The sequence below is a fragment of the Paenibacillus sp. FSL H7-0331 genome, from assembly GCF_001956045.1.
The window spans coordinates 89,290-104,338 of record NZ_MRTH01000002.1; the positions used below are offsets into that span (position 1 = coordinate 89,290).

A 15,049-nucleotide genomic window follows, 5' to 3' on the forward strand; every position below is an offset into this window, starting at 1 on the left:
AGACCTGACAAACAGAAATGGATACTACATACGCGCTTGGCATTGCCTTATTAGAGATGGGAAAATAGGACGGATGACTTCGGGCTAAAACAAAGAATAAAGATTTGTAGGTGCTAAGGAGTGACTACTCATGAAAGCTGTCTATGCAGGAAGCTTCGACCCCATTACCCTTGGACATGTGTCTGTTATTGAACGTGCTTTTAATTTATTTGACGAAGTACATATTATTATTGCCAACAATCGGGCCAAGTCGCATTATTTTACACTACAGCAAAGAACGGAATTAGTCAGACTCTCGATTCCTGCGGAATATAATACACGAGCGCATATTGTACCTTTTGAAGGCATCGTGGCCAATTATATTAATGAGCACAAGATTGATGTTGTGATACGGGGAATTCGCAATGCGACTGATTTGGACTATGAGCTCCAATTGGAGCAATTTGTTCGTAATTCAACAGAAGCCGATACGATTTATTTATCGCCGTACACACCTTACATGCAAACTAGCAGTTCATTAGTTCGGATGTTTTTCCAATCCAATAAGTATACGCTCGCCCTTAACTATATGACTCCTGATGCTTACGATCAAGCGATATGCTACATGCAGGAAACGAATCAACCTCCGTTCAAATAAGATTCCGGGTCCGATAAACGACTTATCTGGTTAACAAAGTGGGAATGGGGGTGACTGTCATCATTTTTGCTAAAATTTTAGTAGCATTAGTCGCAATAGAGCATCTGTATATTTTATATTTGGAAATGTTTATGTGGACCAAACCAAAGGGCTTAAAAGCTTTTGGCATGACACCGGCAGTAGCGGAAGCTTCCAAGTCACTTGCGGCTAATCAAGGACTGTATAATGGTTTTTTGGCAGCAGGTTTGATTTGGAGCTTATTCCACCCTCATGCAGAGGTAGCAAAAGAACTTCAAATCTTTTTTCTGTTATGTGTTATTGTAGCAGCGATCTTCGGCGGAATGACTGCCAAAAAGTCGATTCTGCTTGTTCAGGGACTTCCAGCTCTTGTGGCACTGCTTTTTGTTTGGCTAACATGAACTGCAGGAGCTCAAAAAGGTCATTAATTACGAAATCATGGAGAATGTATGCATACTTTATTTACTGCAGATATTGTAGATCCTCTTATTGTACGTATTGAAAATTACAATAGGCTGCTTAAACTCATAGACCTCAAAAGCCTGGAGGATGGCAGTTGTACGCTTCCTCATAAGGTGATGGCTAATTTTCTTGATGTAACGAACACGGACATTGTTAAATGGATCGATAAACTTATCGACTTTGGAATTATTGAGCAGGTCGGTTCTCATAAAGCTTACAGAAGAAAGAGCTCTGAAGCAGAGAACCCTTCTTTAAATTGTTTAATAGATTTGTTAAAATTGTTCAAGGAAAGTCCTAATCTGAGCTTTTCTCAGCAAGCCGAAGCTCTCGATATCTCGATCCAGGAGTTGGTGTATTTATTTGGAATGCTGATTCAAATTATTGAATGATGGATTTTTTGGTCTTGGACTCTATTATGTAAAAAATGAAATTTACAATATAAGGGTTGAAAAAACCATTTATTGTGCTATAATCAACGTAAATATGAAAAACAAATGCGGAAGCACCGCTGAACAAGAAGTTTCTTGTTTAGCGAGTGCTTTTTTTTGCGTTCGTATTTGGATAAGGAGGGGCGCACATTAACAATAAGGTGAAGGCTGCCATCGTGCTGGCGATTGTAGCGGTTATCCTCGTGGCCAGTGGAATCATGCAAGTAAAGGGGGAGATGTAGGGATGGGAAAGATGAGACTCGTTTTGTTGGAGGAAGATCATTATTTCGTCGATATGTGTTCTTCCTATATTCGTACCTCTGAGCATGCGGAGAAGTTTAAGTTTACGACGTTTTCGAACAAGGAACAAGGCTTTGATTATATCGAGCGGTCTAAAGAACCCTATATTTTATTGGTGCATGAAAGCTTTATGCCACTTCCAGAAAAGGTTTTTCAACAACAGCATGGTTGTTTGATCATTCTAAGCGATCTTCCTGTGGCTGCGGATGTGATGGAATATCCAATCTTGTGCAAATACCAGCCGCTGAATCAGTTTGTTTCTCATATTATTTCACACTTTAATGAGTATACGTCGAGCCCAAGATTAAGAGGCAATCATTCGGCAGAGATCATTTCCGTGTACTCCACAGTTGGCGGCAGCGGTAAAACGGTCACAGCGACTCATTTGGCACGAGAGCTGGTCTATCAGGGGAAGCGGGTATTTTATTTGAACCTGGAACAGCTGCCCTCTTTATCATGGCTGGAGGCCGGCTTGAAACAGGAAGAAAACAATTTATCGCGCATTTTGTACTATGGGAAAACGAGTGAACAATTGCAGACGGCAAAAGTAGAGCTGTATAAGAGACGGCATCCGGTTATGGGTTTTGATTATTTTCCGGGTATGTGCGAGCCTGCAGAAATGGAGGAAATTACTGATAAGGATACACAATCGTTGATAAGATCGGTGCTTGCAACAGGAGCCTACGATTACATAATCCTTGATTTGGATTCAGCGCTTCAACCCAGAACCAAAGCTGCTTTGCGGATTAGTGACCAGGTCCTATGGTTAGTGCTTGATGATCGAGTTCATTGGGACAAAACACAAGTATTAATGAATCTGCTGCGTTCAAGTCTAGATGATCATGAGGCGGATTGGGGACGTAAGCTTTATGTAGTCGTGAATAAATTCAATGGAAATTTATTGAATGACCGCTCAGCCTTGCCTGCTGCGATTGCTGGGTATTTGCCCTATATTCCGGAATGGAAAGCACATGCTGCTGTTGAAGCCTTGCAGGTAAGGGGGGGTTTCAGTGAAGGGCTCTCCAAGTTGTCCTTACTATCCTCATTCCGGGCGGAGGCACACACCTATGCTGTCGGATGAAGATTTCGTTGGCTTAAAACAAACGATCAAAGAAAAGCTCGATTTATCTTATTCGGTGACGGATCAGCAGCTGATGGATATGGTGGAGCAGGAGGTATTTGCGCTATCCTTTGACCACTATAATACCGCCGGGCAAAAGCACGCTTTGGTACTGAGACTTTTTAACTCATTTCGAGGTTTGGATGTTTTGCAGCCCTTGGTCGATAATCCAGCGGTTACGGAAATCATGATTAACCGTCACGATCAAATATTTATCGAGCAGGAGGGTCGTGTCCGATTAACAGATGTGAAATTCGAAAGCAAGGAGAAGCTGGAGGACGTCATTCAGGCGATTGTTGCCAAAGTAAACCGAGCAGTCAATGAGGCTAATCCGATTGTGGACGCCAGACTGTTGGACGGCTCACGTGTCAATGTGGTGCTCTCGCCTGTGGCACTTGAAGGGCCAGCCATGACAATCCGTAAATTCCCCGAATCTCCTCTGACACTGGATAATTTGGTAGCCAGAGGTACATTAACCAAGGAAGCGGCTGATTTTCTGATAAATTTGGTGAGAGCCAAATACAATCTGTTCATTGGAGGTGGCACAGGCTCAGGAAAAACAACCTTTCTTAATGCTTTGTCGCAATATATCCCTGACGATGAAAGGATTATTACAATCGAGGATTCAGCCGAGCTGCAAATCCGAACAGTACCGAATCTAGTGCGCATGGAAACTCGAAATGCCAATACGGAAGGAAAAGGCGAGATCACGATACGTGATTTGATCCGTTCCTCGCTGCGGATGAGACCCAATCGAATCATAGTTGGAGAAGTACGTGGTGCGGAGGCCCTGGATATGCTGCAGGCAATGAATACCGGGCATGATGGCTCTCTTTCAACGGGTCACGCGAATTCAAGCACGGATATGCTCAGCCGATTGGAAACGATGGTGTTAAGCGGTGCAGCGCTGCCCGTTGAAGTTGTGCGCAAACAGATCTGTTCAGCCATTGATATTATGATTCATCTTCAGCGGCTTCGTGACCGTTCGCGCAGAGTGACTGAGATCAGTGAGATCATTGGCATGGAAGGGGGCGAGGTCAAGTTGAATCGGTTGTTCGAATTTGTAGAAAGGGGAGATGACAAGGAAGGGCGTGTGATTGGTGAGCTTATACTGACAGGGAATGTGCTAACTAGACAGGATAAGCTGGCTATGTCGGGCTATGCTCTGTAAACCGAGTCAAGGCAACAAAGGAAAAGGTTGCAATGGAAAGGAGGCAGTGGCTTGTATTTTATTGTGGTGGCAGTATTGCTGGGCGGTGGCCTTTGGATATTTTTCACTTCCAGACGCTCGAATAAACCCAAACAGGTATCATTGGGTCCTCAACTGCTCCAGTACAATGTGTACGAGATGACTTCGGCAGAATTAATCGTTACGGTGGTCATAGCTATGGGGATTTTGGGTGGGATTGGCTATGTGTTTTATCAGCATATGATTGCTGCGTTATTGATCTCATTGGCCGGACTCTACTATCCCAAAATCCGTAGAAAAGATCTTATCCGTAAACGCAAGGCGCTGCTTCAATTGCAATTCAAGCAAGCACTGGCTTCGTTGTCGTCAGCCTTGGGGGCAGGCAAATCGGTTGAAAATGCATTCCAGGAAGCATTGGTTGATTTAAGATTGCTGTATCCGGATCCACGGGCACTCATTGTGAAGGAGCTAGAGACGATTAATCGGCGAATTGAAAATGGGGAAACGATTGAAATGGCCCTGAAGGATTTAAGTGAACGGACACAGATTGATGATATTCAGCAATTTACAGAAGTATTTGCAACCTGCAAGCGAACGGGAGGCAACCTGGTTCATGTCATCCGGCGTACAGCGTCCATTATTCAGGAAAAGCTGGATATTCAGCAGGAAATTGCGGTCATGATGGCGCAAAAACGTTTTGAATCGAGAGTACTTGCTTTTGCACCCGTCATCGTAATTGCCGTGCTTAGCTTCAGTTCTCCGGACTACATGGAACCGATGTACAAAGGTATAACGGGCTATTTAATCATGAGCGCAGCATTACTGATACTTCTTGGCTGCTTTGGCATAACAAAAATGATTATGAATATTAAGGTGTGATGATCAACTGTGTACATGCTGGCCTTGTTGTGTGTAGAGCTAGTAATCGCTGGAGTGATTTTAATGCTGGCAAACCCGCTGTATAAGGGATTTGTCAAGGAGCACCAAGTGTTGTTAAAGCCGACTATTGTTGCCCCTGTATCGCTGTGGCTGATGGACAAGCTGAGGGTAGCCGATCGGTTACCTGAAAGTATATCGAAGATACACCATATGATGTTTGGCTTATATGGAAGTAAGACCGCTATGATTCGTACCAAATGTTTTATTGTCGGAATTCTTTCGTATTCGATTCTGATCGTCATTGGAAGTACTTTTCTTGGATGGGCTTCGGATGTAGGAGCGGAAATGCTTGCTTATGGAAGTGGGCTTTTATTGTTTTTACCGTTTCTCCTGTACAAAAATCTGGCAAGTCAGCTTCTCAAGAAGAAAAGACAAATGCTGCTTGATCTGCCGGAAATGGTGAATCAAATTGTACTGCTTGTAAATGCAGGAGAAACTGTGCAAAAGGCGTTGATGCGCTGCATTGAGCGAAATCCCAATGTACAGAAAAGTCCGTTGTTAACGGAGCTTTCAATAGCTGCTTATGAAATCGGTATGAACGCCTCTTTCACTAAATCAATGGAAGATTTTAACAAGCGATGCGGGGTTCAGGAGGTATCTTTATTCACAACTACACTGCTGCTCAATTACAAAAGAGGTGGCGATGAGCTGGTGATGTCACTGAAGGAGCTGTCTTTTACTTTATGGGAAAAGCGAAAATCCATTGCCAAAACACTTGGAGAAGAAGCATCATCCAAAATGGTGTTTCCGATGGTGTTCATATTCCTGGTCGTCATGATTGTGGTAGCGGCACCGGCAATATTGATGATGGAGCAATAAAGGCAAATGAATTATAAGTACGATGGTTCAACTACTATGAGGATGGAGAGTGTTTGTATGACGAAAATAAGTGTTATGAATAAAGGGATTCAGAATTTCTGGAAAGATGAGGATGGTCTCGGGACACTGGAAATTTTGCTGATTGTAGCGGTGCTTGTGATTATAGCAATAGCTTTTAGAAAATGGATCATGAAATGGGTATTGGAGTTGTTTAATGCAACAGGAACAGAAGTAACAAATCAATCTAACACAATCAAATCTGATTCGGATTCGCTTAATCCCAAATAAGTGGGACACATTTATTGTGGAATGATTACAAAAAAACGGAGGATATTCCCAATATTTAGATTTTTCAAGCTGCCATTGCTTCGCGAAACCCGCGGAACTTTCACCATCGAAGCCAGCTTTGTGATGCCGCTCATTCTGCTCAGCACGTTGTCGCTCTTATTCCTGGCGTTATTCGTCTTTCAGTCCTCATCCGCCCATCAGTCTGCAGGGATTGCGGCTGATCGTGCCGCTTTTACATGGGATAACAGTACGAAGAATACGATCACAGGCGCCTATAATGTTGGTGAGGATGATGGATTATATTGGCGGCTGCACAGTGACAGCATTTCGGATCTATTTGCGTTCTTGATTCCCAATGCGGCTTCACAGGTAACCCTGCCTACTGCAGCGTCTAGTGGAGATCGAAGTCCTGAGGGAAAGTTGCGTCGTATAGGCGCAGCGATTTCCAAGGAATGGAATGGGACGATGCAATATCGCAACAGCGGCATATTTAGAGAGGTGTCTGTATATCTCAATAAGCCTTTTCATTCGCCTAAATATGCGGAAAAGCTGCTCCTTCATGAAGTACAGTCCACGGCACAAGCTCAAGTGGTTGATCCCGTAGAATCGATTCGTATTATTGATCTGACACGAACATTTATTAGTGAAGTGAAAGGACGTTTGTCACCACGTGCTGCGGTTGAAACTTTTACGGAACCCACCTCAGTACCTGAACCTCGTGCTGTCATCAATAGTCATGCGAGTGCAGTTAAATATTTACAAACGCTTGTTAACGGGAAGGCGGAGACAGTCAGGGTAAATGCTGCAACGGAGCGTCAAGTAGACGCCTTGGATGCCAATCAGGTTGCACATCAAGCCTTTTACACCTTTAATGAAAACCAGCTTCGTCAAGTTCAAATGCCTAAGGATGCGGATCTGCTGCAAGAGGGCACCCAGATCAAAGGAGTCGTCTGGCACTTCTTTAAGCAATCCAGCAGGGATACGGTGACGCTCTCGGTCAGCTTTAGACAAGAGCTTCAGCGCAAAGGCATCGTTATAGTAATCCATGAGTAATAAGGGGGGATGTCGTTTGAAGTGGCTGCGGAGGCTGATAAAGGAACAGCGGGGTGCGGTCTCCTTGTATTTAATTTTGATATTGGTTCCTATGTTTTTATTTTGTGCACTACTAATCGATTTCTCGCGAATTAAGGTTGCCGAGAAGGAAGCTGAAAATGCGGTCAAAACGGGAGTTCGCTCTGTACTGTCTGCCTTTTCCCCGCAGCTGCACAATTATGGTTTGTTTGCACTTGATCAGGAACAGGAAAAAACGGAAGCTCTTTTTCTTAAAACTGTTGATGGCAATCTTTCAGGCTCCATCCAGGCGGCACATTTCCAATTTATTGACCATCGTCTGGATAAAGGTGATTCAAGTATAACTTCGATGTATACACTAGCCAACCATAAGGTGTTCAAAAAGCAAGTATTGGAGGAGATGAAATACCGGGCCCCGATGATTTATGCTTTGGAGCTGGCTGATAAATTTAAAAAGACGGGCCTTGCCACCACAATGTCTCAAGCGCAAAAATTTTCAAAAAATGCAATTTCGATAGAAAAATGGATCGAGGATCGTGATGATAAGCTGGACGATGCGTGGGATGCATGGGAAAGCATATACCATAAAGCACAAACGATGCATCCATTTTATAAAACTCAATTATCAGATTTAAACAAATTAAGCGAAAAGGTGGGTATTCATAACGTAGATGAAGTCAGGCAGTCTTTAAATGAAGCCAAGACGCATTTGAAAAACCTCGAGGAACAAATCAAAAGCATTGATAAAAGTATTGATTCCTTGGCGAAGGCGGGAGCGGGAGCCGCGGACTCGATTCGTGGGCTCTCTGAAAGCAGAAACAAGCTCAATGAACAATTGAACGAGGTTTTTTACAAAGTAAGCGATTTGGAGCAGCTTCTGGATGATACGATTAAATATGCCAGCCTGCTCACCGTACTTAAGCTTCGTTCGACATCAGATTTAACTGCATTAAAAAGCTCTCTTGATAAGTTCGAAACAGCGCTGAATGCGGCCAAAACGGCGAATGATAAGTTAAACACAGAGCTGAGCACTATAGATTCCGGTTCTAACGGTGCGTCCGATTACCCTGCGGATCAGGTGTTTCAAAACATACATAGGATCAGCAGACAGGAACTGGATGATTATGGAGCTCAAGCAGCGTCTAGTGTTGCTCTATTTTCTGGTTTGCAGGCACAGCTCGGTAGTATCTGGTTGTTTGATGCACAAAACTACCAGAATGCAGATAGAGCGAATGAATCATTTTGGCAAAAAGCGAATGATTTGTTTACCCAGCAAAGTCCCAAGGAAACGGCACGGAATAAGAATAGGGACAGTGTAAAGACTTCAAAACGGGAACAAAGGAAAAAGGCACAGCCCTATCTTGATCAGATTACGAAGGCTATGGGCAGCTGCAGTCTGATTCAAACGTCGGACCCTTATAAAGAGAGCTATATTCGGCTTCAAGGAGATCCGTCCAAGGGCTCAGTTGGCTATTATCAAGGGTATATGATGACCAATGAGCAAGCCAATATGGCCCAACCTGTACCTGATTTAGATTTCAAGGATGCGGATAAAGCTAACAACAGTGCGATGAGTTTAATTACTTCGTTCCAATCCATTTTGACTGATGTGCGTGATGAGTTCTATATAGATGAATATTCACTAAGTAAATTCAATTACCGTACGTTAGGGCTGGAAAAAGATGTGAGCGGTTCAATCAAGGTATCCAAAGAAGCATCTCAGCCGGGCAGTCATCCGTTGACGAATCAAGAGGTCGAATATTTGTTGTATGGAGGTAACTCCTGCTTAAGTAATTACTCAATGGCCTATGGTGAAATGTTTGCATTTCGTTTGGCCGTGGGTACAGCGGAAGCCTTATTGGAGCCGCATATTCAAGCGATGAACGCAGGTTCCCCTTTGCTGATGCTGCTGGCAGCAGTAGCTGAAGGTGCTGTGAAAGCACAGCTGGATATGGTCAAGCTGGTACAGGGAGATGCTGTTCCGTTGGCTAAAAAGCTGGGGAGTCTCGTTACACTGACTTATAAAGATTATTTGCGGATTTTTCTTCTTCTCCATAGTAGAGATAAGGTGCTGATGTCTCGCATGCAGGCATTGATTCAATTAAACACAGGGAAAGATTTGCAATTGAGTACAACGTATGTGTCAGGCACTGCCGCTACCTCGATAAGGCTGTGGTTTTTACCGGGAATTATGAAAATGCTCGGATCAACACAGCTGTCCCCTTGTGAAGTGACCGGAAATCGGTGCCAACTTATAAGAACAGGTGCAATCTCTTACTAACGGTGGGATAAAGCTATATCGAAAGTTTTCTAAGTAAACTTTGAGGAGGTGAAAAGTGAAGTTCATTCATAGAGAAGAAGGCGGTATCGTATTAGAGGCTTCGCTCGTTCTGCCGCTATTTTTAGGTTTTATATTGTTATTAATTGCATTCATTCAAGTATCCCTGGCAGAAATGGCATTACAATCGGCTGTATCCGATACGACCAAGGTAGTTGCAACCAATATGTATCCAATCGATCTAATCTATCAGGAGGCTAAATCCAAGTGGGACCAAAGCTCAGCCAAGGGTCTGATGGATACAACGCTGGATAAAATCGATATGGTTAAATCGAAGGCTGTGCAAGGTGAGGAATTTGTTGATGAATACGAAAGATGGATTCCGGAGCCTGTCGTCAAGCTTATGCAATGGGAGAAAACTCAGCGAGAACAGCTCGAAGCATTGAGTCAAGCAGGGACCGAAGAGGCCAAACAAAAAATCGAAGCTATCTACAAGCCTCTGCTGAATAGCGCAGTGACGCCACTGGTTGTTACGTATGCTAATAAATCCCGCTTAAAGCCCGAAAGGCTGCAGGTAACGAAAGTCATCATGCCCGATCTGAACAACAAAGAGGAGGCATTTATCGGGATTGAAGCCCAATATGAGGTGCCGCTGACGGTCCCTTTTTTCAGAAAAGCAATTGTGATTCGCAAGCATGCCTTTGAGCACGCTTGGGTAGGGGGAAGCTGATGGGGATAATGCTGCTGACAGGCGGGCTGCTCACCGCAGCCTTCATTACGGACATAACAAAAAGAAAGATTCCTAATATGCTTTGCGCTGCGGGTTTTATGGTGGGGATTGGTTTTCATGCTTTTATTTCGGGTGGTGCGGGAATTGGCTATGCGCTGCTTGGTGCACTACTAGGATTTGCGCCACTGCTTATTCTATATATGATTCGTGCGGTTGGAGCGGGGGATGTGAAGCTTTTTGCTGCTATTGGAGCTTTGAGCGGTGGAGAATTTGTACTGCAAAGCTTAATGTATGCTTTAATATATGCCGCTGTGATAGGCTGTCTGATATTGTTCTGGCGTGGTGAGTGGAAGTCGCGAGGAGGCCCTATCTATACGATGTTGATGGGGATTCTGATTTGGAAGCGTCTCAAACCGCTGGATACGTACCGTAAATCAGCTCATCATATCCGGTTTCCGTTTATGTGGGCAGTTATGCCAGCAGCCGCAACGGTATTTTGGCAATTTAGTTAGTGAAGGAGGTCAGCATCGATTGAACGCGCTGTTATATGGTTTAAAGGTCGATTTTGTAACCCGCAATGGACATTACATGGTGCTGTCTGCTGATGACGGATTGAATCGGGAGCAGCTTTCAGACTTTCAAGTGAATATGCTGCTTGCTAATAAAATCCCACACTTACTTGATCTTCAAGTGGAGGAACGGGATCAGCAGATTAAGCTATATTACAATATTACAGGCAAAAAAATGTTAACCCAGTGGCTGCGCATGGACAATATGAGTATCAAGCAATTTTTTTCCTTGTTATATGCAATTGTGGATATCGTCGGAGAAAGTAATATTTACATGCTTCAGGAAGGCAGGTATGTGCTTAAAGAGGATTACATTTACTGTGGGGAAGATTTGACCGATGTTCACCTGACCTACATTCCGAAGGACACATTAGCAGAAAAAAACGCTGTGTCTGTTGACCTGCAGCATTTGGCGTCACGCTTAATTCATAAAGTATCCGAGTTGTCGGGCAGCGGTTATCAGGAAATCATGAATTACTTGATGGAGGAGTCATTTAACATACCCGTGTTTAAACAACTGCTGCTGAAGCATCGAAATCGTCTTGGACAAGCCCCCATACCTAAGGAGCATATACAGGGCACACAACAAAGGGATTTTGTTCAGGCTCAGCCAACCGCTCCCGCTACGATTTCGCATTCCTTAAATACTTCTAATAGCAGTATCGGCTCGACAGCGGCACAACAAGCCAAATTATCGTTCACCCCATCGATTGGAGCACCGATTTCAGCAGCGCCTTCGACAGCTTCAACTGCTGATTCAAATCCTGTGTTACCATCGTATACACCACCGGTCTTTTCACCATCCTGGTTTGAAGAGGACGACCAGAAGGAGGCAGATGATAAAAGAAAGAAGTTTCAATTTCCTGCGCTGCTGGTCGGGTTTCTTGTTCTTTGTCTGGTATGGAAGCTATATTTGGATCATCCGTCAGAAGGCTGGCTTTTTATATGCGTTGGTTTGTCTGTGCTAGTTATTGATCTTGTTTTTATTGTGTTGAAAATCTGGATGCCAGGAGCGAGAGTGGCTGAAGCTGCTTCATGGGATTCGATTCATAATGAGTTATCCCAAGAACGGCAGCTGCTTCAGGCGTCTTCAGGCTTACAGCCTTTTTTCAATCCCATTCCAGCTGACTATCCACACAACAACAATAACGGTGTACATAACGCAGGTCGAGAAGCTGATGGACTGTTGGGATCACGTTTGGAATCGAGGCTCGAAAGCTTGAAGCAGGAGCCATCCGTAGGCAATGAAACAGATTCTTATTATAAAAGTCTTGATCAGCACACGACTTTGTTAACTCCGCAGGATGCCACCGTTTTTTTAAGCGCGTCCTCCTTACAGCTTGGCGTCAAGGCAGCTCGACCTTATCTGGAATGGAGCTTTAATGGAACAACTAAAGTGATCAAGCTTGAGAAATTCCCTTTTGTATTGGGGAGATCAGGTTCAGGAGTTGATTATGGACTTGAGGAGCCTGGTGTATCCAGACTGCATACCGAATTAACATTGGAAAATGGTTTGTACATGATGAAAGATTTAGGATCACGCAATGGAACCCTCATAAATGGTGAAATTTTAGTGCCATACCGGATGTATTCTTTGCAGGAAGGTGATATAGTTAGAATCATAAGCACTGAATTTGTATTTAAAATGGGGTCGTAGGGGTTGAAAACAACGTTTGCCGTAAACTGGCAGTATGGAGTGGCTACCCATTCGGGTTGGTTTCGGATGATTAATGAGGATAGGTCGCTGCTCCGCATAGGTTCAACGGAGAGTGGTGAGCCTTATGCAGTTGCCGTCATAGCTGATGGCATGGGTGGAAGCGGAGATGGGGAGAAAGCCAGTGATGTAGCAACGGAGGTAGTTCGTCGTTGGCTTGATGAACAGCTCCCTTCTATTTTGCGTCGAAAACTCATCTGGGGGAAGTTGGATAATTCCATCGAGCGGTTATTTTATGAGGTTAATGATCGGCTCATACAAATCGGCAAGGATGCAGGGAATCAGATTGGCACGACTCTGTCCCTGCTTTTTCTGCTGAATGAAACCTACTTTCTTTGTCATATCGGAGACTGCCGCATCTACAAAGTCAACTACAAAATGCATATTCGACAGCTGACACGGGACCAGTCATGGATCTACGAGCAGATCCGCAAAGGCAGGCTATCCAGACAGCAGGCGCGGAAGCATCCCAAACGTCATGTGCTTATGCAATGTCTTGGCTATCAGAAAAATCTGAAGCTTATTAAACGTACCGGTTTTTTTGTTCCGGAGCATTTGTTTTTACTTTGCACGGATGGCTTTTACGATCGATTGTCAGATACGCGGATAGAACGCTTTCTTCGTGAAGGTGAGAAGGAACAGCAGGACCTGCAGCAAATGAGTGATATGCTGATCGACAGGGCATTGGATAAGCGTTCTAATGACAATATTAGCGTGGTGCTCCTACGTTCATTGAACGCCAACTTCACTTTTTGGCAGAGATTGTGGCATAGAACGAAAAATTTTCAGATTTTATTCCCTGTGCAGTGGCGAAAGTGATATAATAAACTGTCACACATTTTATTACTGGACAGGAGCCAATCGAAACGCAATGAGTTTGTTGACTGTAGAAGATTTAAGCCATAGCTTTGGTGATCGGGTATTATTTAAAGAAGTATCTTTTCGTTTACTTGCAGGAGAGCATGTTGGCATTGTGGGCGCTAATGGTGTAGGCAAATCTACACTGATGAATATATTGACCGGACAATTACTGAAGGATCAAGGGAAAGTGGAATGGACACCGCGAGTTCATTACAGCTATTTGGACCAGCACACGAAGCTGACGCCCGGCAAAACAATCCGAGATGTGCTTAAGGATGCTTTTTTATCGTTATATGAGCAGGAAAAAGAAATGCTGCTGATCACGGAGCAGATGGGTGATGCCGACCCGGATAAGCTGGAGATCTTGTTGGAGCAAATGGGGGAAATTCAGGACCGTTTGGAAAACAGCGGTTTTTATTTGCTCGATTCCAAGGTTGAAGAAATGGCCAATGGTCTGGGCCTGGATGCTATCGGATTGGATCGCGATGTATCTCAGCTCAGCGGTGGGCAACGGACAAAGGTTCTGTTGGCCAAGCTGCTGCTGGAACAACCAACGGCGCTGCTGCTCGATGAGCCTACGAACTATCTGGATGTTGAGCATATTGATTGGTTAACGAATTATTTGCAAAATTATCCGTACGCCTTTATGTTGATTTCACATGATACTGAATTTATGAATAAGGTTGTTAACATCGTGTATCATTTGGAGTTTTCCAAGCTGACCCGTTACACGGCTAATTATGAGAAGTTTTTGCAAATGGCCGATGTTAATAAGCAGCAGCATCTCGATGCGTATGAAAAGCAAAAAGAATTTATTAAAAAGCAAGAGGACTTCATTCAACGTAACAAGGCGCGCGCATCAACTTCCGGTCGAGCCAAGAGCCGCGAGAAGCAGTTACAAAAGGTAGATCGTATCGACCGCCCGGAAACTGCAGCCAAACCGGTATTTCAATTCAAGGATGCCAGATCAAGCGGGAAGGTCGTATTTGAAGGCGAAAAGCTGGTTATCGGTTATGATCGAGCACTGCTGCCTGAAATGAATATGATCATTGAACGCGGTGATAAAATCGCCATTGTCGGCTGTAACGGGGTTGGTAAGTCGACGCTGCTCAAAACGATCATCGGGAAGGTTCCTGCATTTGGTGGCAAAACCTACCGTGGTGATTTCCTGTTCCCTGCTTATTTTGAACAGGAAGTTAAAGCTCCTAACATGACCCCTATTGATGATGTGTGGAATGAGTTTTCCCATATGAATCAAAATGAAGTGCGCGGCGCTCTTGCTCGTTGTGGTTTGAAGAACGAGCATATTACGCGTCCTATGAGCATGCTGAGCGGAGGCGAACAAGCCAAAGTTCGTTTATGCAAGCTGCTGCTGCGCGAAAGTAACTGGATCTTATTCGATGAACCTACAAACCATTTGGATGTAGCAGCCAAGGATGAACTGAAACGTGCGCTCACAGCTTTTAAAGGCACCGTTTTGTTAGTCTGCCACGAACCCGATTTCTACGAAGACTGGGTAACCAAAGTCTGGGATGTCGAAGAATGGTCCAGTAAAGCTTTAGTTCAGTAACAATCCTGAACACAAAGTGCTAAGCGAGTCCCAGCGGGACAAAGCGAGCCCAACAA

General features: G+C 44.2%; 15 protein-coding genes. All 15 read left to right on the plus strand.

Annotation, left to right across the window (positions count from 1 at the left end; all coding sequences use genetic code 11):
* Positions 1-130 precede the first annotated feature (130 nt).
* The 15 genes from coaD to BK127_RS03175 all read left to right on the plus strand — a co-directional run bounded on the left by coaD (position 131) and on the right by BK127_RS03175 (position 14,993).
* Positions 131-637: a pantetheine-phosphate adenylyltransferase gene (gene coaD / locus BK127_RS03105; RefSeq protein WP_076228546.1), complete on the plus strand. Its 507-nt coding sequence runs from the start codon at positions 131-133 to the stop codon at positions 635-637.
* Positions 638-681: 44 nt separating this feature from the next.
* On the plus strand, positions 682-1,056 hold the full coding sequence (locus BK127_RS03110; protein WP_076228547.1) for a DUF1304 domain-containing protein: 375 nt from the start codon (positions 682-684) through the stop codon (positions 1,054-1,056).
* A 48-nt stretch (positions 1,057-1,104) separates the two neighbouring features.
* Positions 1,105-1,506, plus strand: coding sequence for a hypothetical protein (locus BK127_RS03115; protein WP_076228548.1), 402 nt, complete (start codon positions 1,105-1,107; stop codon positions 1,504-1,506).
* 283 nt (positions 1,507-1,789) lie between these two features.
* Positions 1,790-2,926, plus strand: coding sequence for an AAA family ATPase (locus tag BK127_RS03120; RefSeq protein ID WP_076228549.1), 1,137 nt, complete (start codon positions 1,790-1,792; stop codon positions 2,924-2,926).
* Positions 2,913-4,136: a TadA family conjugal transfer-associated ATPase gene (locus BK127_RS03125; protein ID WP_083689024.1), complete on the plus strand. Its 1,224-nt coding sequence runs from the start codon at positions 2,913-2,915 to the stop codon at positions 4,134-4,136. The genes BK127_RS03120 and BK127_RS03125 overlap by 14 nt, the downstream gene beginning before the upstream one ends.
* Before the next feature lie 51 nt (positions 4,137-4,187).
* Positions 4,188-5,033, plus strand: coding sequence for a type II secretion system F family protein (locus BK127_RS03130; protein ID WP_256711153.1), 846 nt, complete (start codon positions 4,188-4,190; stop codon positions 5,031-5,033).
* A 63-nt stretch (positions 5,034-5,096) separates the two neighbouring features.
* Positions 5,097-5,912 (plus strand): type II secretion system protein, encoded by an 816-nt coding sequence (locus BK127_RS03135; RefSeq protein WP_256711154.1) that lies wholly within the window; start codon positions 5,097-5,099, stop codon positions 5,910-5,912.
* A gap of 57 nt (positions 5,913-5,969) precedes the next feature.
* Positions 5,970-6,200, plus strand: a complete 231-nt coding sequence (locus BK127_RS03140) for a Flp1 family type IVb pilin (RefSeq protein WP_256711155.1) — start codon at positions 5,970-5,972, stop codon at positions 6,198-6,200.
* 75 nt (positions 6,201-6,275) lie between these two features.
* A complete protein-coding gene (locus tag BK127_RS03145) occupies positions 6,276-7,253 on the plus strand; it encodes a hypothetical protein (RefSeq protein ID WP_256711156.1) in 978 nt (325 codons plus the stop codon).
* A gap of 16 nt (positions 7,254-7,269) precedes the next feature.
* The gene (locus BK127_RS03150) at positions 7,270-9,552 is read left to right on the plus strand and encodes a hypothetical protein (RefSeq protein ID WP_256711157.1); all 2,283 of its coding nucleotides are present in this window, start codon (positions 7,270-7,272) and stop codon (positions 9,550-9,552) included.
* Positions 9,553-9,607: 55 nt separating this feature from the next.
* Entirely contained in the window at positions 9,608-10,279 is a 672-nt protein-coding gene (locus BK127_RS03155) for a hypothetical protein (RefSeq protein WP_076228552.1), read from the plus strand.
* Entirely contained in the window at positions 10,279-10,791 is a 513-nt protein-coding gene (locus BK127_RS03160; RefSeq protein ID WP_083689025.1) for an A24 family peptidase, read from the plus strand. Before BK127_RS03155 ends, BK127_RS03160 begins: the two co-directional genes overlap by 1 nt.
* Before the next feature lie 19 nt (positions 10,792-10,810).
* Positions 10,811-12,505: a DUF6382 domain-containing protein gene (locus BK127_RS03165; RefSeq protein WP_076228553.1), complete on the plus strand. Its 1,695-nt coding sequence runs from the start codon at positions 10,811-10,813 to the stop codon at positions 12,503-12,505.
* Positions 12,506-12,508: 3 nt separating this feature from the next.
* Positions 12,509-13,381, plus strand: coding sequence for a PP2C family protein-serine/threonine phosphatase (locus BK127_RS03170; RefSeq protein WP_076228554.1), 873 nt, complete (start codon positions 12,509-12,511; stop codon positions 13,379-13,381).
* Positions 13,382-13,433: 52 nt separating this feature from the next.
* A complete protein-coding gene (locus BK127_RS03175) occupies positions 13,434-14,993 on the plus strand; it encodes an ABC-F family ATP-binding cassette domain-containing protein (protein ID WP_076228555.1) in 1,560 nt (519 codons plus the stop codon).
* The last annotated feature ends 56 nt before the right edge of the window (positions 14,994-15,049 follow it).

What these genes read in the sequence shown, in the direction of transcription:
- coaD (WP_076228546.1), top strand. Translation starts at nt 131, where the DNA reads ATGAAAGCTGTCTATGCAGGAAGCTTCGACCCCATTACCCTTGGACAT.
- BK127_RS03110 (WP_076228547.1), top strand. Translation starts at nt 682, where the DNA reads ATGGGGGTGACTGTCATCATTTTTGCTAAAATTTTAGTAGCATTAGTC.
- BK127_RS03115 (WP_076228548.1), top strand. Translation starts at nt 1,105, where the DNA reads ATGCATACTTTATTTACTGCAGATATTGTAGATCCTCTTATTGTACGT.
- BK127_RS03120 (WP_076228549.1), top strand. Translation starts at nt 1,790, where the DNA reads ATGGGAAAGATGAGACTCGTTTTGTTGGAGGAAGATCATTATTTCGTC.
- BK127_RS03125 (WP_083689024.1), top strand. Translation starts at nt 2,913, where the DNA reads ATGCTGTCGGATGAAGATTTCGTTGGCTTAAAACAAACGATCAAAGAA.
- BK127_RS03135 (WP_256711154.1), top strand. Translation starts at nt 5,097, where the DNA reads ATGCTGGCAAACCCGCTGTATAAGGGATTTGTCAAGGAGCACCAAGTG.
- BK127_RS03140 (WP_256711155.1), top strand. Translation starts at nt 5,970, where the DNA reads ATGACGAAAATAAGTGTTATGAATAAAGGGATTCAGAATTTCTGGAAA.
- BK127_RS03160 (WP_083689025.1), top strand. Translation starts at nt 10,279, where the DNA reads ATGGGGATAATGCTGCTGACAGGCGGGCTGCTCACCGCAGCCTTCATT.
- BK127_RS03175 (WP_076228555.1), top strand. Translation starts at nt 13,434, where the DNA reads ATGAGTTTGTTGACTGTAGAAGATTTAAGCCATAGCTTTGGTGATCGG.